The organism is Pseudoalteromonas sp. PAR1, assembly GCF_947311895.1.
In the GTDB taxonomy this organism is placed as follows: Bacteria; Pseudomonadota; Gammaproteobacteria; order Enterobacterales; family Alteromonadaceae; genus Pseudoalteromonas; species Pseudoalteromonas lipolytica_C.
The window spans coordinates 134487-155714 of record NZ_CAMZMY010000002.1 but is presented as its reverse complement, the minus strand read 5'-3'; the positions used below and the strand labels follow the sequence as shown (position 1 = coordinate 155714).

The 21228-nt window shown below is 42.0% G+C and carries 20 protein-coding genes; 14 read left to right on the top strand and 6 right to left on the bottom strand.

The window, feature by feature from the left end; genetic code table 11:
• Position 1: 1 nt before the first annotated feature.
• Positions 2-811 (bottom strand): type I methionyl aminopeptidase, encoded by an 810-nt coding sequence (gene map, locus QL229_RS02185; RefSeq protein ID WP_268833789.1) that lies wholly within the window; start codon positions 809-811, stop codon positions 2-4.
• A gap of 246 nt (positions 812-1057) precedes the next feature.
• On the opposite strand from map, the gene rpsB reads away from it, so the two are divergent.
• From rpsB to QL229_RS02115, 14 genes are all read left to right on the top strand, one after another.
• A complete protein-coding gene (gene rpsB / locus QL229_RS02180; protein ID WP_054562046.1) occupies positions 1058-1786 on the top strand; it encodes a 30S ribosomal protein S2 in 729 nt (242 codons plus the stop codon).
• A 103-nt stretch (positions 1787-1889) separates the two neighbouring features.
• Entirely contained in the window at positions 1890-2741 is an 852-nt protein-coding gene (gene tsf, locus QL229_RS02175) for a translation elongation factor Ts (RefSeq protein ID WP_135924005.1), read from the top strand.
• A gap of 151 nt (positions 2742-2892) precedes the next feature.
• On the top strand, positions 2893-3642 hold the full coding sequence (gene pyrH / locus QL229_RS02170; protein ID WP_135924006.1) for a UMP kinase: 750 nt from the start codon (positions 2893-2895) through the stop codon (positions 3640-3642).
• Between the two features lie 14 nt (positions 3643-3656).
• Positions 3657-4214 carry a ribosome recycling factor gene (gene frr, locus QL229_RS02165; protein WP_135924007.1) on the top strand — a complete coding sequence of 186 codons (558 nt, stop codon included), beginning with the start codon at positions 3657-3659 and terminating at the stop codon, positions 4212-4214.
• Between the two features lie 105 nt (positions 4215-4319).
• A complete protein-coding gene (locus QL229_RS02160) occupies positions 4320-5099 on the top strand; it encodes an isoprenyl transferase (RefSeq protein WP_135924008.1) in 780 nt (259 codons plus the stop codon).
• A gap of 22 nt (positions 5100-5121) precedes the next feature.
• Positions 5122-5988 carry a phosphatidate cytidylyltransferase gene (locus tag QL229_RS02155; protein ID WP_135924009.1) on the top strand — a complete coding sequence of 289 codons (867 nt, stop codon included), beginning with the start codon at positions 5122-5124 and terminating at the stop codon, positions 5986-5988.
• Positions 5985-7184, top strand: a complete 1200-nt coding sequence (gene ispC / locus QL229_RS02150; RefSeq protein ID WP_138558150.1) for a 1-deoxy-D-xylulose-5-phosphate reductoisomerase — start codon at positions 5985-5987, stop codon at positions 7182-7184. The genes QL229_RS02155 and ispC overlap by 4 nt, the downstream gene beginning before the upstream one ends.
• Position 7185: 1 nt before the next feature.
• On the top strand, positions 7186-8538 hold the full coding sequence (gene rseP, locus QL229_RS02145; protein WP_135924011.1) for a sigma E protease regulator RseP: 1353 nt from the start codon (positions 7186-7188) through the stop codon (positions 8536-8538).
• Between the two features lie 106 nt (positions 8539-8644).
• Positions 8645-11116, top strand: coding sequence for an outer membrane protein assembly factor BamA (gene bamA, locus QL229_RS02140; protein ID WP_138558149.1), 2472 nt, complete (start codon positions 8645-8647; stop codon positions 11114-11116).
• Between the two features lie 12 nt (positions 11117-11128).
• On the top strand, positions 11129-11647 hold the full coding sequence (locus tag QL229_RS02135; protein WP_138558148.1) for an OmpH family outer membrane protein: 519 nt from the start codon (positions 11129-11131) through the stop codon (positions 11645-11647).
• Between the two features lie 9 nt (positions 11648-11656).
• The gene (gene lpxD, locus QL229_RS02130; RefSeq protein WP_135924014.1) at positions 11657-12697 is read left to right on the top strand and encodes a UDP-3-O-(3-hydroxymyristoyl)glucosamine N-acyltransferase; all 1041 of its coding nucleotides are present in this window, start codon (positions 11657-11659) and stop codon (positions 12695-12697) included.
• 10 nt (positions 12698-12707) lie between these two features.
• The gene (fabZ, locus tag QL229_RS02125; protein WP_135924015.1) at positions 12708-13160 is read left to right on the top strand and encodes a 3-hydroxyacyl-ACP dehydratase FabZ; all 453 of its coding nucleotides are present in this window, start codon (positions 12708-12710) and stop codon (positions 13158-13160) included.
• 2 nt (positions 13161-13162) lie between these two features.
• Positions 13163-13933: an acyl-ACP--UDP-N-acetylglucosamine O-acyltransferase gene (lpxA, locus tag QL229_RS02120; protein WP_135924016.1), complete on the top strand. Its 771-nt coding sequence runs from the start codon at positions 13163-13165 to the stop codon at positions 13931-13933.
• 141 nt (positions 13934-14074) lie between these two features.
• Positions 14075-14443, top strand: coding sequence for a septal ring lytic transglycosylase RlpA family protein (locus tag QL229_RS02115; protein ID WP_138558147.1), 369 nt, complete (start codon positions 14075-14077; stop codon positions 14441-14443).
• On the opposite strand, the gene cydC is transcribed toward QL229_RS02115, so the two are convergent.
• From cydC to QL229_RS02090, 5 genes are read right to left on the bottom strand one after another with little or no spacing between them, the layout of a single operon-like run.
• Complete coding sequence (gene cydC / locus QL229_RS02110; RefSeq protein ID WP_138558146.1) at positions 14440-16179, bottom strand: thiol reductant ABC exporter subunit CydC; 1740 nt, start codon at positions 16177-16179, stop codon at positions 14440-14442. The two genes, QL229_RS02115 and cydC, sit on opposite strands and share 4 nt — an antisense overlap.
• Complete coding sequence (gene cydD / locus QL229_RS02105) at positions 16172-17932, bottom strand: thiol reductant ABC exporter subunit CydD (protein WP_138558145.1); 1761 nt, start codon at positions 17930-17932, stop codon at positions 16172-16174. Before cydD ends, cydC begins: the two co-directional genes overlap by 8 nt.
• Positions 17922-18074: a cytochrome bd-I oxidase subunit CydX gene (cydX, locus tag QL229_RS02100; RefSeq protein ID WP_138558144.1), complete on the bottom strand. Its 153-nt coding sequence runs from the start codon at positions 18072-18074 to the stop codon at positions 17922-17924. The genes cydD and cydX overlap by 11 nt, the downstream gene beginning before the upstream one ends.
• A 12-nt stretch (positions 18075-18086) precedes the next feature.
• On the bottom strand, positions 18087-19226 hold the full coding sequence (gene cydB, locus QL229_RS02095; protein WP_135924020.1) for a cytochrome d ubiquinol oxidase subunit II: 1140 nt from the start codon (positions 19224-19226) through the stop codon (positions 18087-18089).
• A complete protein-coding gene (locus QL229_RS02090; RefSeq protein ID WP_135924021.1) occupies positions 19223-20809 on the bottom strand; it encodes a cytochrome ubiquinol oxidase subunit I in 1587 nt (528 codons plus the stop codon). Before QL229_RS02090 ends, cydB begins: the two co-directional genes overlap by 4 nt.
• Between the last annotated feature and the right edge of the window lie 419 nt (positions 20810-21228).

Sequence of the window (21228 nt, the reverse complement as noted above, 5' to 3'; positions counted from 1 at the left end):
CCTAGTGTTCGATGATCCTGTCGATAGTATCATCTGATCGGAGCGTTAAAATTTCAACACCATTTTCAGTCACTAGTAGTGTGTGTTCCCACTGCGCAGACAAAGAACGGTCTTTTGTTACAACTGTCCAGTTGTCTTTTAGTAATTTACACTGACGTTTACCGGCATTGACCATTGGCTCGATTGTTAAGCACATACCAGCTTTCAATACTTCGCCAGTACCTGCTTTTCCATAGTGCATTACTTGTGGCTCTTCGTGGAACTCAGCACCAATACCGTGACCACAGTATTCGCGAACAATTGAATAGTTAAAGCTCTCAGCGTACTTTTGAATTGCAGCACCGATATCACCTAAGCGCACGCCAGGTTTTACCATTTTAATAGCAAGGTATAGGCTTTCTTGCGTAATATCCGCAAGGCGCTTACCTTGAATATTAGGTGTACCTACATGGAACATCTTAGAAGTATCACCGTGATAACCATCTTTGATCACAGTAACGTCAATATTTACGCTATCACCTTCTTTGAGCGGTTTGTCATTTGGAATACCGTGACAAATTACATGGTTCACTGAGGTGCAAATTGATTTTGGGAAACCGTGATAATTAAGCGGTGCTGGAATAGCATCTTGAACATTAACAATATAATCATGACAAATTGTATTTAGTTCATCTGTGGTTACACCTGGCACCACATGCGGTTCTATCATTTCAAGTACCTCGGCGGCTAAGCGCCCGGCAACACGCATTTTTTCGATTTCTTCAGGGGTCTTGATCACAGCACTCATTGAGGCTCCAAAGTTGTTTTTCAGGTCAGTTTTTAGTGCACAAATTTTGCACTAGACGTTGAGTTTTCAATTTTAATATGGTATAAAGCGCGCCGTCTTTTTACAAATAAATTCTTAACTGATTTTTTGTATTTAAGACAAACACAATTTTATTTTAACACACACACGTATCGTCACATACACTTGGGTGCACTTAAGTTACAAATTAACTACGGTGTTGGTGCTATGGGATATGTGGAGGCCTAACCCTAAATTATAGAGGATTATAAAATGGCAAACGTTTCAATGCGCGATATGCTTCAAGCTGGTGTTCACTTTGGTCACCAGGCACGTTACTGGAACCCTAAGATGAAGCCTTTCATCTTCGGCGCTCGTAACCGTGTTCATATCATCAACCTAGAGCAAACTGTACCAATGTTCAACGAAGCACTTAAGTTCTTATCGAACGCAGCTTCTAACAAAGGTAAAGTACTTTTCGTTGGTACTAAGCGCGCAGCAAGCGAAGCAGTTAAAGAAGCAGCTATTCAAAGCGAGCAGTTCTACGTAAACCACCGTTGGTTAGGCGGTATGTTGACTAACTGGAAAACAGTTCGTCAATCAATCAAGCGTCTTAAAGACCTTGAAGCGCAGAGCCAAGACGGTACTTTCGAAAAGTTAACTAAGAAAGAAGCGTTAATGCTTACTCGTGAAATGGAAAAGCTTGAAAAGAGCCTTGGTGGTATCAAAGATATGGGCGGTCTTCCTGACGCACTTTTCGTTATCGATGCAGACCACGAGCACATCGCTATCCGTGAAGCTAACAACCTAGGTATTCCAGTTGTTGCTATCGTTGATACTAACTCTAACCCAGACGGTGTTGATTACATCGTACCTGGTAACGACGATGCGATCCGTGCTATTCAACTTTACACTGGCGCTGTATCAGCTGCGATCACTGAAGGTCGTGAGAACAACATCGTTGCTCAAGCTGAAAAAGACGACTTCGTAGAAGCTGAATAATTAGCTGTCATCAAGTCTTCATCTAATCAAGGTGAAGACTTGTTATTCTTGTCAAGCGGCCCATACCGCTTCCCTATAACAGAATTCAATTGAGGATATTCTAATGGCTGTAACTGCTGCCCTAGTTAAAGAATTACGCGAGCGTACTGGCGCTGGCATGATGGATTGTAAAAAAGCGTTAACTGAAACTAACGGTGACATCGAGTTAGCGATTGAAAACATGCGTAAGAGCGGTGCTGCAAAGGCTGCTAAAAAAGCAGGTAACATCGCTGCTGAAGGTACAATCTTAATCAAAGAAGGTAACGGTTTCGCTGCGCTTCTTGAAGTTAACTGTCAAACTGACTTCGTTGCTAAAGATTCAAACTTCCTTGGCTTCGCGAATGAAGTATTAGACGCTGCTGCAGAATCTAAAGCAGACATCGATGCACTTAAAGCACAGTTCGAAGAAACGCGTGTTGCACTAGTTGCTAAAATCGGTGAAAACATCAATGTTCGTCGCGTTGAGTACATCGACGGTGACAAACTTTCTTCTTACCGCCACGGCGACCGTATCGGTGTTGTTGTAGTTGGTGAAGCTGACGAAGAAACACTTAAGCAAGTTGCTATGCACGTAGCTGCGTCTAAGCCTGAGTTCGTAAACCCAGAAGACGTACCAGCTGACGTTGTTGAAAAAGAAAAAGCAGTTCAAATCGACATCGCGATGAACGAAGGCAAGCCTGCTGAAATCGCTGAGAAAATGGTTGTTGGTCGTATGAAGAAATTCACTGGTGAGATCTCTCTTACTGGTCAAGCTTTCATCATGGAACCTAAGAAAACTGTTGGCGAAATTCTTAAAGAGAAAGGCGCAACTGTTACTAACTTCATCCGTTTAGAAGTTGGTGAAGGTATCGAGCGTAAAGAAGAAGACTTCGCTGCTGAAGTAGCTGCTCAAATCGCTGCTGCAAAAGGCGAGTAATTTTCTAACTTAGTGACGTAGGACAATTAGATGAAATTAATCTGTTATTAGCTTTTGCGTCACTGATGAAAATTCTTTAAAATAACCGCGTTTTATGTGTAACCATAGCGCGGTTATTTTTTATCTCATTATTAAGGCTGGCCCAAATATTATGACTATCAATCGTAAACCTATTTTTAGACGTGTTCTTCTTAAACTTAGCGGTGAAGCATTAATGGGAGACGAAGGCTTCGGCATCGACCCGAAAGTACTTGACCGTATGGCTCAAGAAATTAAAGAACTTGTAGAGCTCGACGTAGAAGTAGGTTTAGTTATCGGTGGCGGTAACTTCTTGCGTGGTGGTTCATTAGCAGAAGCAGGTATGAACCGCGTAGTGGGCGACCACATGGGTATGCTTGCTACGGTAATGAATGGTTTGGCAATGCGTGATGCTTTGCATCGTGCATTTGTAAATTGTCGCTTAATGTCTGCCATTCCATTAAATGGCGTGTGTGATGCTTACAACTGGGCAGAAGCTATCAGCTTATTAAAGTCTGGTCGTGTTGTTATCTTTTCTGCAGGCACAGGTAACCCATTCTTTACCACTGATTCTGCAGCGTGTTTACGCGGTATTGAAATTGAAGCTGATACCGTAATTAAAGCGACAAAAGTTGATGGTGTTTATTCAGATGACCCAGTGAAAAACCCAGACGCGACATTATATCGCCACTTAAGCTACAATGAGATCATTGATAAAGAACTAAAGGTTATGGACTTAGCGGCATTCACGCTTGCCCGTGATCATAATATGCCTTTAAGTGTATTTAACATGAATAAATCAGGCGCGCTTAAGCGTGTAATTATGGGCGAAGATGAAGGAACGCTTATCTCTTCACAAGCCTCGGATGAAATTAATAAATAGATTAGGATTGAACCGTGATTAACGATATCAAAAAAGATGCGTCAGAACGTATGCAAAAAAGTGTTGCGGCACTAGGCAGTCAATTATCTAAAATTCGCACAGGCCGTGCTCACCCTGCATTACTTGACGGTATTCAAGTGTCTTACTACGGTGCTGACACGCCACTAAACCAAGTAGCTAATGTAACAATTGAAGACTCGCGTACACTTGCAATCAGCGTGTTCGACAAGTCATTAGCGCAAGCGGTAGAAAAAGCAATAATGGCATCAGATTTAGGTTTAAACCCTATGTCTGCTGGTACTGTGATCCGTGTTCCACTTCCTCCACTTACTGAAGAGCGTCGTAAAGACCTTATCAAAATTGTACGTGGTGAAGTTGAAGGCGGCCGTGTTGCTGTTCGTAACATTCGTCGTGACGCAAATGGCGACATTAAGAGCTTATTGAAAGACAAAGAAATTTCTGAAGATGAAGCGCGTCAAGCAGAAGACGAAATCCAAAAGCTTACAGATAAGTTCATCAAAGAGATGGATACACAATTAACAGCGAAAGAAGCTGAATTGATGGAAATCTAAAAGCTCTTGTTTTTCTTTTCGGGATGAATCCTGAAAGGCAAGCAGGTCATTGCAAATTTATTAGTTTTGAAACGCCGGCTGGGGTATACTAGACGGCGTTTTTTTATGGAATACTCGATATTTATGGTTCTTAACGCTGATAAAATTTCCCAGCAAAGTTTGCCTAAGCATGTCGCTATAATCATGGATGGTAACGGTCGTTGGGCTCAAGCGAAAAATCGCCCACGTGTTTATGGGCATAAAAAAGGCGTTGATGCGGTTCGTCAATCAGTGCAATTTTGTACTCGCTTAGGTATACAGTCGTTAACACTATTCGCATTTAGTAGCGAAAATTGGCGACGCCCAGAGGACGAAGTAAATACGCTCATGGAGCTATTTTTATTCGTGTTGGGCAAAGAAGTTAAAAAGCTTCATAAAAATAATGTAAAGCTCAATATAATTGGTGATTTATCACGCTTTTCTGAGAATTTGCGTAATAAAGTTGATGCAGCACACGAGTTAACCCGTAATAATACGGGCTTGCAATTAAACGTTGCTGCTAATTATGGTGGCCGTTGGGATATTACCAATGCCGCAACCATGCTTGCAAAAAAAGTCGCAGCCGGTGAAATGGCCGCTGAAGAGATTACCGAAGAGCTCATGAGTGAACACATGAGCATGGCAGATCAAGTTGAGCTTGATTTAATGATCCGCACAGGTGGTGATTTGCGCATTAGTAACTTTCTTTTATGGCAAGCAGCTTACGCTGAGCTTTACTTTACCGATACGCTTTGGCCAGACTTTAATGAAGCTGCTTTTGCCGATGCTATCGCATGTTACGTTGCCAGAGAGCGACGATTTGGTTGTACAGGCGAACAAATAAAACAATTACTCGCCGAGACCTAATTACTAGTTGAAGGTACACACATTGCTAAAACAACGAATTTTAACCTCGCTCGTGTTGGCACCACTTGCACTTGTATTGGTATTTTATACCCCATTAACTCTATTTAGTTATATCGCCGCCGGTATCGTATTACTCGGTGCATGGGAATGGTCTGCGTTTATGGGGCTATGCGATAAAGTTAAACGTTTTGGATTTGTCGCTGCAACAGCGGTGTTTCTTGCATTATTAAATTGGCATTGGCCGATTGACTCGCTTTGGCAAAATGGTCAACTAGTAGGTGATGCAAACTATCTATTCACGCTATCGTTTGCTTGGTGGATTGTAGCTACTTACTTAGTTTGGCGTTATCCCGCTATGGCAAAAGCGTGGAATGAAGGCATTGTGATGCGTGCCATTGCCGGATTTTTAACACTCGTACCACTTTGGTTAGCTTTAAATACCCTGCGTAGCGCAGGCTATGGCGAATCAACCCATTTCGGCTCTATGCTTATTCTTGTGGTTTTAGGCATTGTTTGGAGCGCAGACATCGGTGCATATTTTACTGGTAAAAACTTAGGCAAACACAAACTAATGCCAAAAGTGAGCCCAAATAAGACCATTGAAGGCCTACTTGGTGGCGTGGTGGCCTCAGTTATTTTTGTTTTAGTATTTTGTCATTACAGCAATGTTGATATGGCTGTGTGGCCAATTTATGCGATTATGACAGCATTTATTGCGCTGTTTTCAGCGGTAGGCGATTTATTAGAAAGTATGTTTAAACGTGAAGTTGGCTTGAAAGACAGCGGTTCATGTTTACCAGGTCATGGTGGTATTCTAGACCGCATCGATAGCTTAACAGCTGCTGCACCTATTTTTGTACTTTGTTACGCATGGACATTGAGTTTATGAGCAAAGTAGAACAACTCGTCGTATTAGGCGCAACTGGTTCAATCGGTTTAAGCACCTTAGATGTTGTTGCTCGTAACCCAGAGCGCTTTGCTGTTTTTGCCTTAGCTGCTGGTAAAAATGCCGAGAAAATGGCTGAACTATGTATTGCACATCAACCTAAGTTTGCCGTAATGGCAGATCAACACGCCGCGGCTGCGCTGTCTAACTTACTTGCCAGTAGCTCTTGTAAAACAGAGATTCTTGCAGGTACAAGTGCTATGAGCGAGCTTGCTGCTCATACTGATGTTGACACTGTTATGTCGGCTATTGTCGGTGCAGCAGGCTTGTTACCTACTTTAAGCGCCGTTGAGGCGGGCAAAAAAGTATTGCTTGCTAATAAAGAGTCTCTAGTTATGTCGGGGCAGCTGTTTATTGATAAAGTAAAACAGCATGGTGCTACTTTATTGCCTATCGACAGTGAACATAATGCTATTTTTCAATGTATGCCTGCGGCTTTACAAAACGGGTCGGGTTTACTGGCCGATAATGGCGTTAGCAAAATTTTATTAACAGGGTCTGGTGGGCCATTTTTAACTCGCGATGTCGCAACATTATCAGCTGTGACCGTGACTGAAGCTGTGGCGCACCCTAATTGGTCGATGGGCCAAAAAATATCTGTTGATTCAGCAACCATGATGAATAAAGGCCTTGAATTTATTGAGGCTAAGTGGTTATTTAATTGCCAAGCAAGCGATATTGAAGTGGTGATACACCCGCAAAGTATTATTCACTCTATGGTGCAATATCAAGATGGCTCAGTGCTTGCGCAAATGGGTAATCCAGATATGCGCACTCCTATAGCTCACGCTTTAGCATTTCCTGAGCGCGTTGATGCTGGGGTTAAACCTCTCGACTTTGCACAGATTGCAGACTTTACTTTCACTAAGCCAGATTATGCACGATATCCAAATTTAAATCTTGCGATTGAAGCATGCGAAATGGGGCAGGGTGCAACAACCACTGTCAACGCTGCAAATGAAGTTGCAGTTGCTGCATTTTTAGCTGGCCAGATTAAGTTTACAGATATCTTTCGTATTAACTCACAAACCCTAGCAGCAACACAGGATGTTAATGTGCATACATTAGACGAGATCCTGGCTTGTGATGAAGCTGCTCGCATTAAAGCCACTGAGTTTGTTAGAAGAGGCATTAATTAGCATGTTTGATTTTTTTTGGAATCTGGGTTCATTTATTCTTGCCTTAGGCATTTTAGTGACAGTGCATGAATATGGTCACTTTTGGGTTGCACGTAAGGCAGGTGTCAAAGTACTGCGTTTTTCAATTGGCTTTGGTAAGCCGTTGATCAAGTGGTATGACAAACAGCAAACAGAATATGTGATAGCGGCAATCCCACTAGGTGGTTATGTCAAAATGCTTGATGAGCGTGTTGACGAAGTACCGCCAGAACAGCGTCATTTATCATTTAATGCCAAATCAGTAAAAGCACGTATAGCGATAGTTGCAGCCGGACCAATGGCGAACTTTTTATTTGCTATTTTTGCTTTAGCTGTCATGTACATGGTGGGCGTTCAGTCATTAAAACCTGTGGTTGGGGAAGTGACTCAAGGAAGCCGTGCTGCAGCTGCTAATATTGAGCCGAACCAACAAATTATTAAAATCGGTGAAGACGATATCAGCACTTGGCAAGATGCCACCTTCTCATTGATGAGCCGTTTAGGCGAGCAAAGCGTTGTTGTTACGCTTCGTGACCAAAACTATCAAAAGCATGTGCGTACCCTTAACTTAGATGGCTGGAAATTAGATCAGCAAGATGTACCACCATTAACATCGATTGGTATAGTACCTTTTCGACCTAACGCCTTACTGCAGGTAGCGATGATCAGTAAAGGGTCAGCTGCAGAACAGGCAGGATTACAGGTAAATGATAAAATTATTGCCGTAAATGGTGAAAATATCAGCACTTGGAACGAGTTAGTTTCACTAATTCAGCAATCACCTAACAAATCCTTACAAATTAGTGTACAAAGACAAGATAGTATTAAAGAGCTTATTGTTACACCTAAAGGCCAAATCAATGATTCAGGTGTTGAACAAGGTTTCTTAGGTGTGTCTCCAGTGGTTGAGCCATGGCCAGAAAATTATATTGAAACTAGACATTATGGCCCTGTCGATAGTATTGTGCTGGGCATACAAGAAACATGGCGTTTAATCACACTAAGTTTCGACATGATTGGTAATTTAATTACCGGTCAGGTGTCGGTTAAAAATTTAAGTGGCCCTGTAGGCATTGCAGTCGGTGCGGGAACTAGCGTAAGCTATGGTTTGGTTGCTTTTTTAAGCTTCTTAGCATTAATAAGTGTAAACCTAGGTGTATTTAACTTATTACCGTTGCCAGTGCTTGATGGTGGGCACTTAATGTATTACATAATTGAACTTTTTCGCAAAAAGCCGGTCTCTGAAAAGACGCAAGAATTTGGTTTTAAAGTGGGTGCGTTGCTGCTCCTGTTTTTAACATGTTTCGCTTTGTTCAATGATGTATCGCGTTTATAACAAATGAGCGAAAAATTCCAATTTGAACACGATTGTAAAACACCGCAAAAGTTTAACTTACAAGGTGTTGAGCGGTAATACAGTTGTAAAGGATAAAGATAATAAAATGGCTATAAAAAAACATTTGGCAGTTTCAAGTTTATTAGGTGCAAGCTTTGCAGCCCTAGGCCAAAACTCCTTTATTGTAGATGATTTAAAAGTTGAAGGTTTACAACGTGTTGCTCTAGGTGCAGCGCTAACGCATATTCCAATCAACGTGGGCGATAATATTGATGAGTATACAATTTCAAGAACCATAAAGGCTCTCTATCGTTCAGGTCACTTTGATAATATTAAAGCATTACGCGATGGCAACAGTGTTATTTTCCGCGTAACAGAGCGCCCAACGATCAGCATGATCGAATTTGATGGTAATAAAGACATCAAAGATGAGCAGTTAAATGAGTCGCTCGATCAGCAAGATATTCGTACGGGTGAGCCACTTGATAAAACTGTTCTTGATAATATAGAAAAAGGTTTAGTTGAGTTTTTCCATAGTATCGGTAAGTACAATGCTAAAGTGGATGTAACTATCACTAAGCTGCCACGTAACCGTGTGAAGCTATTGTTTAAATTTGATGAAGGCGATGCCGCTTCTATTCGTCAAATTAACCTCGTTGGTAACGAATTATTCTCTGATGAAGAGCTACTTAAATTAGCTGAGTCACAACAAGATTTGCCGTGGTGGAAGTTCATGTCGAGCGACCGCTATCAAAAGCAAACCATTGAAGGCGACTTAGAAAAAATTCGTAGTTACTATTTAGACCGTGGTTACCTTCGTTTTAATATCGATTCAACCCAAGTTTCAGTTAGTCCTGAACGTGACTCAGTTTACGTAACAGCTAATATCACTGAAGGTGTAAAGTACACCGTAAAAGGGTTTGATTTTATTGGTGACTTGCTTGGTCGCGAAGAGTTAATCAAAAGTGTTATCCCGCTGAAAACGGGTGAGCTTTATAATGGCTCGGTGGTTACGTCTTCTGAAGAATTCATTAAAAGCTATTTAGCGCGTTTTGGTTATGCCAACGCTGAAGTACGCACAATCCCAGAGATTGATGACGAGAAAAAAGAAGTTCAATTAACCTTGTCAGTTAACCCAGGTAAGCGCGTCTATGTTCGTCGTATTATCGTAGGTGGTAACCAAAATACCTCTGATGAAGTAGTACGCCGTGAAATGACCCAGCTTGAAGGTGCGTGGTTATCAAATCAAAGCTTAGAGCGCTCTAAACTACAAATTCAACGTTTACCTTACATGGAAAGTGTTGATTTTAATGTTGTGCCAGTACCGGGAGTTGATGACCAAGTAGATGTCGATTTTACTGTTAAAGAACAATCAGCTGGTAGCTTTAACGCTGGCCTTGCTTATGGTTCTTACTTAGGTCTGCAATTTAATATCGGTGTTAGTGAATCAAATTTCTTAGGTACCGGTAACCAAATTGGTTTCAATATCAATACCTCACGTGGTTCTGAACGCATCAGTGTTTCTTATACAGACCCTTACTTTACGCCAGATGGTGTATCGCAAGGGAGTAGTATCTTCTACAGCAACTATGATGCAAGTAAATTCAGTCTAATCGACTATAAATCAAAGAGCTATGGTATTGGTACGAACATTGGCTTCCCAATCGATGCTGTTAACCGTATCAATTTTGGTGTTCGTTGGATCCAAGAAGAGTTATCTGACATTGCTGAATACGAGCAAACTCGTGTAATGCGTGAAACTTTCTTAGACCCAGAAAACCCTGATGCAGGTTTTGACTTTACTAAGTATGAGCTTAGTGCAGGTTGGTCGCGTGTTACCGTAAACCGTGGTTTATTCCCAACGGCTGGTTCGCGTCAATCACTAAACTTAACAGCGACAACGCCGAACTCTGATTTACAGTACTTTAAGTTAAACTATGATTCGCGTTTCTACTGGCCAATTAGTAATGACCACCGTTGGGTATTCTCAACGCGTGCAGCACTTGGCTATGGTAATGGTTACGGTACAACCAATGGTTATGACCAAACACTGCCGTTCCAGGAGTTCTTCAGAATTACCGAAATGGAATTACGTGGCTTCGATCGAAATACGATTCTACCACGTGCTGTTTCTCGTGTTCCGCAAAGTATTCCTGGTACACCATTACCTGATGGTACTACAACAGGTAGCATTGGTGGTGCATCAGAGTTTGACGAGTTATACACAGCAGGCCGAATTGGTGGTAACGCCAAAGCGGTAGCAGGGATGGAGCTAATCGTTCCAACACCTTTCTTAGATGAAGAAAACACCAGCTCTGTACGTACTAGCTTCTTCGTAGATGCAGCAAACGTATGGGATACAGAGTTTAACATTGACCGTTATCAAAACCTGTCTACCGATCAACGCGCAAAATTGGATGATTATTCAGATCCAATGCGCTTTAGGGTTTCAACGGGTCTTTCATTACAATGGATCTCTCCAATGGGTCCAATGCTGATTAGTTTTGCGTATCCATTGCAAAAAGAAGAAGATGACGATACGAAGACCATCAGCTTTAATATTAGTAATACATTCTAAAGGAGTTTTTACGTGAAAAAATCAATTAAATCAACAGCCTTCGCATTGCTTGCTACTTTATCTATGGGCCTTTCAACAAGTGCATTTGCGCACAAAGTAGGTGTTGTTGATATGCAAGAAATTTACAAGCAAATCCCTCAAATGGCGAAAGTAGAGCAGTCACTTGAAGCTGAGTTTTCTGAGCGTCGTCAAGAGTTAGAAAAGTTACAAGGCGATATTCGTTTTGAAGCTGAAAAGTTCAAGCGTGAATCAACAACGATGAGCGATAAGCAGAAAGATGAATTACGTACTAAGATTCAAGGTATGCAGCAGCAACTTGCTGAAAAAGGCCGTCCTTTAGAGCAAGAAATCAAGATGCGTCAAAACCAAGAGTTAGCTAAAGTTCAAAAGCTAATCTTAGATGCAATCGAAGAAGTGGCTAAAGCTGGCAAGTTTGATGAAGTTAAAGTTAAAGAAACAACAATTTATTTTAACCCTAAAACAGTATCTGATTTATCAGATAAAGTAGTTGAAAAAGTAAGTAAGCAATAGAAATCATATATGCATAATTACACGCTTTCGCAGATTGCGGATCTTTTAGGCGCCGAACTTCAGGGTGATGGCGCCACAGAGATTACAAAAATATCAACACTTGCAAATGCCCAACCTGGGCATATTGCATTTTTAGCGAACAAGAAATATCGCTCACAATTGAACGACACATTAGCCAGTGCGGTGATTTTATCCGAGGCTGATGCAGCGTTTTTTACAGGCAATAAGCTTGTGGTTGCTAACCCCTATGTATGTTACGCCAAGCTTGCCCAGCTTATGGATACCACGCCGCGTTCAGCTGCTACTGGTATTCACCCAAGTGCAGTCATTCACGATTCAGCCAGTATTGGTGATAATGTCGCGATCGCTGCTAATGTGGTGATTGAAGCGGGGGCTGTAATCGGCAACGACGTACAACTTGGTCCAGGCTGCTTTATCGGTGAAAATACAAAAATTGGCCAAGGCACTAAGCTTTGGGCAAATGTATGTGTTTACCATGAAGTCGAAATCGGCAGTGACTGCTTATTTCAAGCGAATACAGTTGTGGGTAGCGATGGTTTTGGCTATGCGAATGAGCGTGGTGAGTGGATTAAAATTCCACAGCTAGGCCGTGTAATTATTGGTAACAAGGTTGAAGTAGGTGCATCAACGACCATTGACCGTGGTGCACTTGACGATACTATCATTCATAGTAATGTAATTATCGATAATCAATGTCAAATAGCGCATAATGTCGAGATCGGTTCGGGTACTGCAGTTGCTGGTTGTACGGTATTTGCTGGCAGTACAGTTATTGGTCGGAATTGTCAGATTGGTGGCATGGTTGCAATTAATGGTCACATTAGCGTATGCGATGGTGCTATAATCACCGGCATGAGTATGGTGACTAAGGCAATCACAGAACCTGGGATTTATTCTTCGGGCTTGCCACATCTAACCAATAAAGAATGGCGACGTAGTATTGCCCATATCCGAAACCTCGGTGATATGAAAGACCGCATTAAAGCACTTGAGTCTCTAACAAAGTCACTCAATATTGAAGACAAATAAGGATGCTATTTTGGCAAATGAATTAAATAGTCTTGATATCCAAGATATCTTGAGTTTACTTCCGCATCGTTATCCGATGCTACTTGTTGACCGTGTATTAGATTACACGCCAGGCAAGTCGTTACATGCAATTAAAAATGTAACAGTGAACGAACCTATTTTTACGGGTCATTTCCCTAACCAACCAATTTTTCCTGGTGTGTTGATCCTAGAAGCAATGGCTCAAGCTACGGGCTTGTTAGGTTTTAAAACAGTTGAAAACCGTAGTGACAATGAACTGTATTTATTTGCTGCGATTGATAATGCACGATTCAAACAGCCGGTATTACCTGGCGATACTATGCATTTGCATGTAGAGTTTGTAAAAGAGCGCCGCAATATATGGAAGTTTGCAGCAGAAGCAAAAGTTGACGGCAAAGTGGTGTGTACTGCCGAAATCATGTGTGCGAGAAGAGAGTTTTAATAGTGATTCATCCTACGGCAATAATCGAACCAGGTGCAAAACTTGGCAAAAATGTGTCAGTTGGCCCTTATAGCTATATCGGAAACGATGTAACTATTGGTGATAACTGTATCATCGAATCTCATGTGGTTGTTAAAGGCCCATCGACGATTGGTTCTGGTAACCATATTTTTCAATTTGCATCGGTTGGTGAAGCTTGCCAAGACAAAAAATACGCGAATGAACCAACTACGCTGATCATGGGTGATAACAATGTGATCCGTGAGTGTGCAACAATTCACCGTGGTACTATCCAAGACCAAGGTGTGACAAAAATTGGTAGTAACAACTTATTTATGGCGTACACCCATGTTGCACATGATGCTGTAATTGGTGATAACGTTATATTTGCTAACAATGCCTCTGTTGCTGGTCACGTACACGTAGGTGACTGGGTTATTCTCGCGGGTAACTCTGGTGTTCATCAATTTTGTAAAATTGGTGCTCATGCCTTTGTAGGTATGTACTCTGGCGTAAATAAAGATGTACCACCATTTGTAACTACTATTGGCACGCCGGCTGGCCCTGTAGCAATCAATACTGAAGGCATGAAACGCCGAGGTTTTGAAAGTGATGAAGTTATGGCAACCCGTCGTGCATATAAAACGCTTTACCGTAAGAGTTTAGGTGTTGAAGAAGCTATCGCCGAGTTAACTGAAGATGCAGCAAAGTATCCTGCTGTTCAGCTGATGATAGACTTTGTGAAAAGCTCTGAGCGCGGCATTATTCGCTAATTATAAGCGATACACTAAAAGCCACCGTAAGGTGGCTTTTTTGTTTTTATACTAATTCGCTTAATTAGGTAAATCAGTATAGTTCAGGTTTCGCTAAGTAAGCGCTTGCTACCTTTATGGCAAAAAAAAGGATTCAATAATATGAACAAACTTATCCTCTTTGCTTTATTAAGTTTAATTATAACTGGTTGTAGTACTGCGCCTTCGGTAACTAAGGGAACGATAGAAAAAGGCAAAGCCAGTTATTACGCTGATAAATATCATGGCCGAACTACTGCAAGTGGTGAGGTATTTATTCAACAGGCATTGAGCGCGGCTCATCAAACACTTGGCTTTGGTAGTAAAGTAAAAGTCACTAATATTGCTAATAATAAAAGCGTGATTGTGACCATTAATGACCGCGGCCCATTTATCCGCGGTCGCATTATTGATTTATCAAAAAAGGCGTTTTCACAAATCGCATCAACAAAGCAAGGTGTGATTGACGTTACCGTTGAACAGCTAGATTAAAAGCGGGTAATAAGCTCTACGTAGTCAGCTTCATTAGCAACTAATTCAGCATGACTTGCAAGGGCTCTCACTTGTCCTTGTTCTAACCAAATCACTTTATCAACACGACTTAGCATTGCTGGGTCGTGAGTAATGGTTAGCATGGTTTTATCTGCCCATATTTTCTCAAGCGTAGTCAGCAAGTTTTGCTTAGTGTGGTTATCTAGACTCTCTGTTGGCTCATCAAGAATGATTAAATTACCTTGCCTTAATAGAGCTTGGGCAATGGCAACACGACGCGACTGACCATGAGATAGCTTTCTGCCTGCGGTGCCTAAACGAGTGTTTAGCCCATCTTTTAAATTGCTTAACCATGAGCCAAGTTCTGCTTGTTCACAGGCTTCAATAAGCATTTCATCTGTCGCATCAAAAGCTGCATAGCGAAGATTCTCCCGAAGCGTGCCATCAAAAATATGATGCTGCTGAGCCACGATAGTCATGCATTTGAAGCGCTGCTGATGACTAAGCTTGCTTAGCTCAAAAGTATTTTCTCTAGTGGTTAGTTCAAGCGTGCCTGATTGGATAGGCCAAAGCCCTGTTAGTAAGTTAACCAGAGTGGTTTTGCCACTGCCGCTGGCACCAACTAGAGCTAATTTACTGCCTGAAGCAATTGATAAGTTAATTTCATTCAGTGCGTTACTGGTTGCGCCTTGGTATCGGTAATTAACATTTTTGAACTCAAGGCCAAGAGCACTGTGTGGTATTGCATGTGCTTGCTTCTGTTCATTATGCTCTTCGAGTTTGTCTTCGAGTGTAAATAGTCGCTGTGCTGCGCTTAAAGCATTTGGTAATTCTATAAACGCACTTGGCAAAGTTAGTACAGTCTCAAAGCTGGCTAATACAAATAACGCGAGCATAGCTAGTTCAACGTTTTTCATAGTAGCTGTTGCGACCAGTGGAATTATTATAAATACACTGGCAAGCATGGTGAGTTGGATCACCAAAGTGCTTAAGCCATTACTGTTTGCTATGGCTTTGTGTCGATTATATAGCAAGCTGTTGTATTGCTTACTGAGTGAATCACAATGGGCAAGCTGCGCGGCGTGTGCTTGATATACTGCAAGCTCTCTGGCACCTGATAGTGTATCAGCAAGCTCAGATCTTAACTCTGCTGAAAGCTGTGTTTCAGCATGTGCTTGTTGGCGAAGTTTATGGCTCAATAGAGCCGGAAGTAACACGCCAATAATCATCAATGAAATAAAGCATAACAATGCAACATCAGCGTTATACATTGCCATGAATGCCATTACGATAGGAATGCTGATAAGAGCGACGATAATTGGCAGCAGCACATTTAGGTAAAACTTATCTAACGCATCAACATCGTTTTGTAGGCGGTTGAACAAGTCGCTACTACGAGTCATTGCTAAGTCAACGTTGTTGAGTTGGCTAAGAGTCTTGAACATCTTTACGCGAATTTCGCTTAGTAACAAAAAGGTAGCGTTGTGAGTTATCATTCGCTCGCCGTAACGAGACGCTGTGCGCACGATAGCTAAAAAGCGAATCACCCCTGCAGGGGTAAAGTAGTTCATCTGCACACCGGCAATACCCGCCGCTGCCATGGCTGCTAAAAACCAGCCCGAGATAGCGAGTAAACCGACATTTGCAAGTACTGTTAAGCTTGCTAAAAAAGCCCCCAAAAGCAGCATGCCTGCATGAGGTTTGCAAAGTTTTAATAAACGTATGAAGTTATGCATGGGCTTCACCTTGGCTCACAAGCTTAGCAAATAGGCCTGCTTGTTCGGTGAGTTGCTGATAATGACCAGACTCAACAATGTGACCTTGTTGCATAACGTAAATGGTGTCGGCATGTTTAACCGTATTCAGTCGGTGAGCAATAACCAGCACTAAATGATCTTTTGCATAATCTCGGATTGCTTGGTTGATTAAGTGCTCTGTTTGGCTGTCTAAGTGAGCTGTAGGCTCATCAAGCATTAGCATAGGGGCATTTTTTAAAAATGCACGGGCAAGGGCAATACGCTGCTTTTGCCCCCCTGAGAGGCCTTCTCCTTGTTCACCAAGCTGTGTATCAAAGCCATTAGGTAGGGCGTTTATAAATTCAAGCGCACCAGCTTTATTAGCCGCTTCCTCAAGTTCAGCTTGGCTTGCATCTGGTTTTGCTAATCGTAGGTTATTTGCAACGGTTCGATAAAATAAAGTGGCTTGTTGTGGGATCCACGCAAGCTGTGCTTGCCAATCAGCTAAGGCGGTATCGCTCAGTGGCTGTCCGTTAATGTGAATGGCATTGTTGGCTTGATGATGAAAACCCAATAGGCAATCAAACAAAGTACTTTTACCCGAGCCGCTTTCACCTACAAAGGCAACTAAGCCTGTGCTTGGCAGGCTTAAGTTGATATCAGTTACCCCTTCGTTTGTCTCAGGGTAGTGAAAAGTAAGCGCATTCAGCTGTATGTCTTTTATCGGTAACTCAAGTTTAGAGGTACCCAAATGTTCATCGGCGTCGCTTTGATTGATTATATCGACCATATCAGCAGCGGCGCTGATCCCTTCGAGTTTTGCATGATAATGAGTGCCCATTTGCCGAAGTGGTAAGTAAAACTCAGGGGCCAGTAATAGCACCACAAAACCGGTCGCAAAATCGAGCGTACCAAAAAATAATCTAAAGCCAATGATCACAGCAACAAGGGCAACACTAATGGTGGCTAAAAACTCAAGAGCGAAAGATGATAAAAAGGCGACTTTCAGCACCCCCATGGTTGCACCACGGTAATCATCAGATATCTGACTTATGCTATTTAGCTCACGCTTGGTTGCATTAAAAAGCTTAAGTTGAGTCAGTCCTTGTAATCGGTCAAAAAAGTAATTGCCAAGTACCGCTAGCTGTTGCCAGCGTTCTTGGTTTAACTGCTCCGCTTTATGGCCCACTAAAATCATAAAAAAGGGGATAAGCGGGGCTGTTAAAAGGAATATGAGGCCTGCTTTGTAATCGGTTGGAAAAATTACGACCAATATGGCTAATGGAATAAGCGCACTGTAAGCCACACTTGGAATGTAGTTGGCGTAATATTGATGTAGAGCTTCCACCCCATTATGTAAGGTGTTAAGTGTTGCGCCATGGCCTTTTTGTTCAGTGTATGCTGGCCCAAGTTTGCTGAGCTTTTCTAGCAATGTATTACGCATCACGTTTTTTATTTTTAACGCGGCAAGGTTACTCACCCGTTCACTTAGCGCAACCAATAAAGCACGAGCTAAAATGAGCCCCGCGAGAGGCCATAACAATGGGCTTACGGCTTTCAAGTTTGCTTGTTCAAACATAACTTGATGAACTGCGTTAGCAAGAAGATAACAAGAGGCAATCATTAACAGGGCATTGAGTGTGCCCAGACTAATGCTTAATTTTAGAAGTCCTGAAGCGGACTGGCTATACTGCTTTAAAAAAGCGCGCAGCGTTTGCTGCTGCGCGCGATTTGGTCGGGGTTTAGTTGTCATCGTCGTTTTTGAGTCTCGCGTATAGCTCTAGCTCATCATCAGCGATTGAATCTTTATGTTGGTGAAATTCGTACCACATTACGTTGATCACTCCCAGTGTACAGGCTAATAGAACACCTAAAATCCAGGCAAAATACCACATATTTTAATCTCCTTAATAGCTACCGTGAGTGTTGTTTTCAATTTCACTGATGGTTACTTTGCGCCACATCTTCACATAACACCATGTTGTGTAGATAAGAATAAGTGGTACAAAAATAACCGCAGCAATAAACATCACGTTAAGTGTCATATGGCTCGAAACCGCATCCCACATGGTTAAACTAATATTAGGGTTGTTGCTCGAAGGCATAACAAACGGGAACATTGACATACCCGCAGTGAGTATCACGCCAGCAAGCATTAGGCTTGAAGCGATCAGTGCCATCGCTGGTTTTTGTAATTTAGATAACACTATTGCCAGTGCCGCCATAACGAATGCAAGGGCAGGGAACAGCATGGTTAATGGCATTTTTGTATAGTTATCAAGCCATGCCCCCGGTGCTTGCGTTACTGTTTTAGCCAGTGGGTTGGCATAGCCTTGAGTATCACCCATGCTGACGATTGTATAACCATCAAGTTGAGATACCCACACACCTGCTAAAGCAAACAATACAATAAACGCCATCAGTGCATATCGGCCATATTGTGCTGAGCGTTTTGCAACCTCCGCATCAGTTCGAAGTTGTAGCCACATACCAGCGTGGCCAACGAGCATAAGTACACTCACAAGGCCTGCAACAATGGCAAATGGATTTAATAGCGCGAAGAATGAGCCTTGGTAGCTAACACGCAGTAGGTCATCAATGTGATAAGGCACACCTTGTAGCAAGTTACCAAATGCCACACCAAATACTAGAGCCGGAATAAAACTACCTGCAAATAGGCCCCAATCCCAGTTATTACGCCAGCGTGGTGAATCTATTTTTGAGCGGTAATCAAAGCCAAGTGGTCTGAAAAATAGCGCAAATAATACCAGCATCATGGCAAAGTAAAAGCCAGAGAACGCAGCCGCGTAGACCATAGGCCAGGCTGCAAAAAGCGCCCCCCCAGCAGTGATGAACCAAACTTGGTTACCATCCCAGTGAGCACCAATGGTGTTAATAACCGTTCGGCGTTCAACATCGGTTTTACCCACTAGGCGAAGCAAAATTGCCACACCCATGTCCATACCATCGGTCACTGCAAAGCCAATCAGTAATACACCAATTAACAGCCACCAAATTAGTTTAAGAGTTTCGTAATCAAAAATCATGATTGAGCTCCTTGGCTTGCAAGACTATCTGCTTTGACAAGTTCATGGTGATATTTACCAGTATGAAGCGAGCTTGGCCCTTGTTTTATAAAGCGCAGCATCAGCCAACCTTCAACCGCAGCAAGACCTGTGTAGAATACTAAGAAACCAGTAATACTAATCAATAGGTCATTGACCGTCAGTGATGAGGTTGCCAAGAAGGTCGGTAAAATTTCCGAAATTGCCCAAGGTTGACGGCCGTATTCAGCAACAATCCAACCAAACTCAATAGCAATCCAAGGCAGTGGAATACTCCATACCGCAGCCCACAATAACCAACGCTTTTGCTCAATAATTCGGTGTGCGTTGTAATAAAAAGATAAGACAAATACGCCAAGCATGATCACACCACAACCAACCATGATCCTAAATGACCAGAACATTGGGCCCACTTGAGGGATTGAATCTTTCACTGCTTTTTGAATGTGCTCTTCTGTTGCATCAACCACGTTAGGCGTATAGCGCTTAAGTAGCAAACCATAGCCTAAATCAGCTTTTAAGGTATCGAATTTTGCAATGTTTTCAGGAGTGTCTTCACCGCTGCGAAGCTTTTCTAAGTATTCGTATGCAATCATGCCATTACGAATACGCTTTTCATGCTGCTCTTCAAGGTCTTTAATGCCCGTTACTTGCTCGTCAATTGAGCGAGTAGCAATAATACCCAGTGCGTAGGGGATTTTTACAGCGGCGTGAGTGACTTGCTCTTCTGAGTCAGGAATACCTACCAGCGTAAATGCGGCAGGGGCCTCTTCGGTGTGCCACTCAGCTTCAATCGTTGCGAGTTTTACTTTTTGTACCTCGCCAACTTCGTAGCCAGATTCATCACCCAGTAAAATCACACACAAAATTGACGCTAAACCAAACCCTGATGCGACCGAAAATGAGCGTTTGGCAAAAGCAAGGTCACGACCTTTTAAGATGTACCAACTACTAATACCCAGTACAAACATAGATGCTGCAACATAACCTGCTGATACAGTATGAATAAACTTAACTTGTGCAACAGGGTTAAATACCAGTTCAGCAAAGCTGGTCATTTCCATACGCATGGTTTGGTAATTGAATTCAGCACCTACCGGATTTTGCATCCAACCATTTGCGACTAAAATCCATAGTGCAGATAAATTAGTCCCTAATGCCATTAAGAAGGTTGCACCTAGGTGCTGACGTTTACTCAAACGCTCCCAGCCTAAAAAGAACATACCCACAAAAGTTGATTCTAAAAAGAAAGCCATTAAGCCTTCAATTGCCAGTGGTGCGCCAAAAATATCGCCCACATAGTGAGAGTAATAAGACCAATTGGTACCAAACTCAAACTCCATAGTTAGACCCGTGGCCACACCAATCGCAAAGTTGATACCAAACAATTTCCCCCAGAACTTAGTCATATCACGATAAATTTCGCGACCAGTCATCACGTAAACGGATTCCATGATCACCAAAATCCACGTCATACCTAAGGTAAGTGGAACAAATAGGAAGTGAAATAGGGCAGTGATTGCAAATTGCAATCGCGATAGATCCACAAATGTTTCATCTATCATCGTTTAGCTCCTTGTTAGCGGGTGCGGTAGACACGACAAAAATCGGTTATAAAGTTTCAGTAATTATTGAAATTTTGTGAATTCTAACCTTGTATCCATTTTAGTCAATAGAAAAGTACGAAAAAAAGACAGACAGCCTCTGTATATCTTTTCTACAGGTTAGAGATAATGCTCTACACTTTCAAATATTTAATCGTTATAAAAAGCTCATTTACTATGGCTTACTTAGTTAATTTTTATTATTTTTAAGAATCTGACTAATTATCTACCGCTACTTTGAGCGGTAAACTGTGTATAAAGAATCGACGACTTTTTAGCGTAATTTCGATTTCTAGTATTTATTAACTCTGTGACATTTATCCGACTGCTAAAACACGGTAAACTCATTTACATTAGTGCCAAAAGTTGCGAATTATCAA

Bases quoted from the DNA above. Each gene is read 5' to 3' on its own strand.
- lpxD (WP_135924014.1), top strand. From the start codon at position 11,657: ATGCATAATTACACGCTTTCGCAGATTGCGGATCTTTTAGGCGCCGAA.
- cydD (WP_138558145.1), bottom strand. From the start codon at position 17,932: ATGACAACTAAACCCCGACCAAATCGCGCGCAGCAGCAAACGCTGCGC.
- QL229_RS02115 (WP_138558147.1), top strand. From the start codon at position 14,075: ATGAACAAACTTATCCTCTTTGCTTTATTAAGTTTAATTATAACTGGT.
- rseP (WP_135924011.1), top strand. From the start codon at position 7,186: ATGTTTGATTTTTTTTGGAATCTGGGTTCATTTATTCTTGCCTTAGGC.
- rpsB (WP_054562046.1), top strand. From the start codon at position 1,058: ATGGCAAACGTTTCAATGCGCGATATGCTTCAAGCTGGTGTTCACTTT.
- bamA (WP_138558149.1), top strand. From the start codon at position 8,645: ATGGCTATAAAAAAACATTTGGCAGTTTCAAGTTTATTAGGTGCAAGC.
- cydX (WP_138558144.1), bottom strand. From the start codon at position 18,074: ATGTGGTATTTTGCCTGGATTTTAGGTGTTCTATTAGCCTGTACACTG.
- ispC (WP_138558150.1), top strand. From the start codon at position 5,985: ATGAGCAAAGTAGAACAACTCGTCGTATTAGGCGCAACTGGTTCAATC.
- cydC (WP_138558146.1), bottom strand. From the start codon at position 16,179: ATGCATAACTTCATACGTTTATTAAAACTTTGCAAACCTCATGCAGGC.
- QL229_RS02090 (WP_135924021.1), bottom strand. From the start codon at position 20,809: ATGATAGATGAAACATTTGTGGATCTATCGCGATTGCAATTTGCAATC.
- cydB (WP_135924020.1), bottom strand. From the start codon at position 19,226: ATGATTTTTGATTACGAAACTCTTAAACTAATTTGGTGGCTGTTAATT.
- QL229_RS02160 (WP_135924008.1), top strand. From the start codon at position 4,320: ATGGAATACTCGATATTTATGGTTCTTAACGCTGATAAAATTTCCCAG.
- pyrH (WP_135924006.1), top strand. From the start codon at position 2,893: ATGACTATCAATCGTAAACCTATTTTTAGACGTGTTCTTCTTAAACTT.
- tsf (WP_135924005.1), top strand. From the start codon at position 1,890: ATGGCTGTAACTGCTGCCCTAGTTAAAGAATTACGCGAGCGTACTGGC.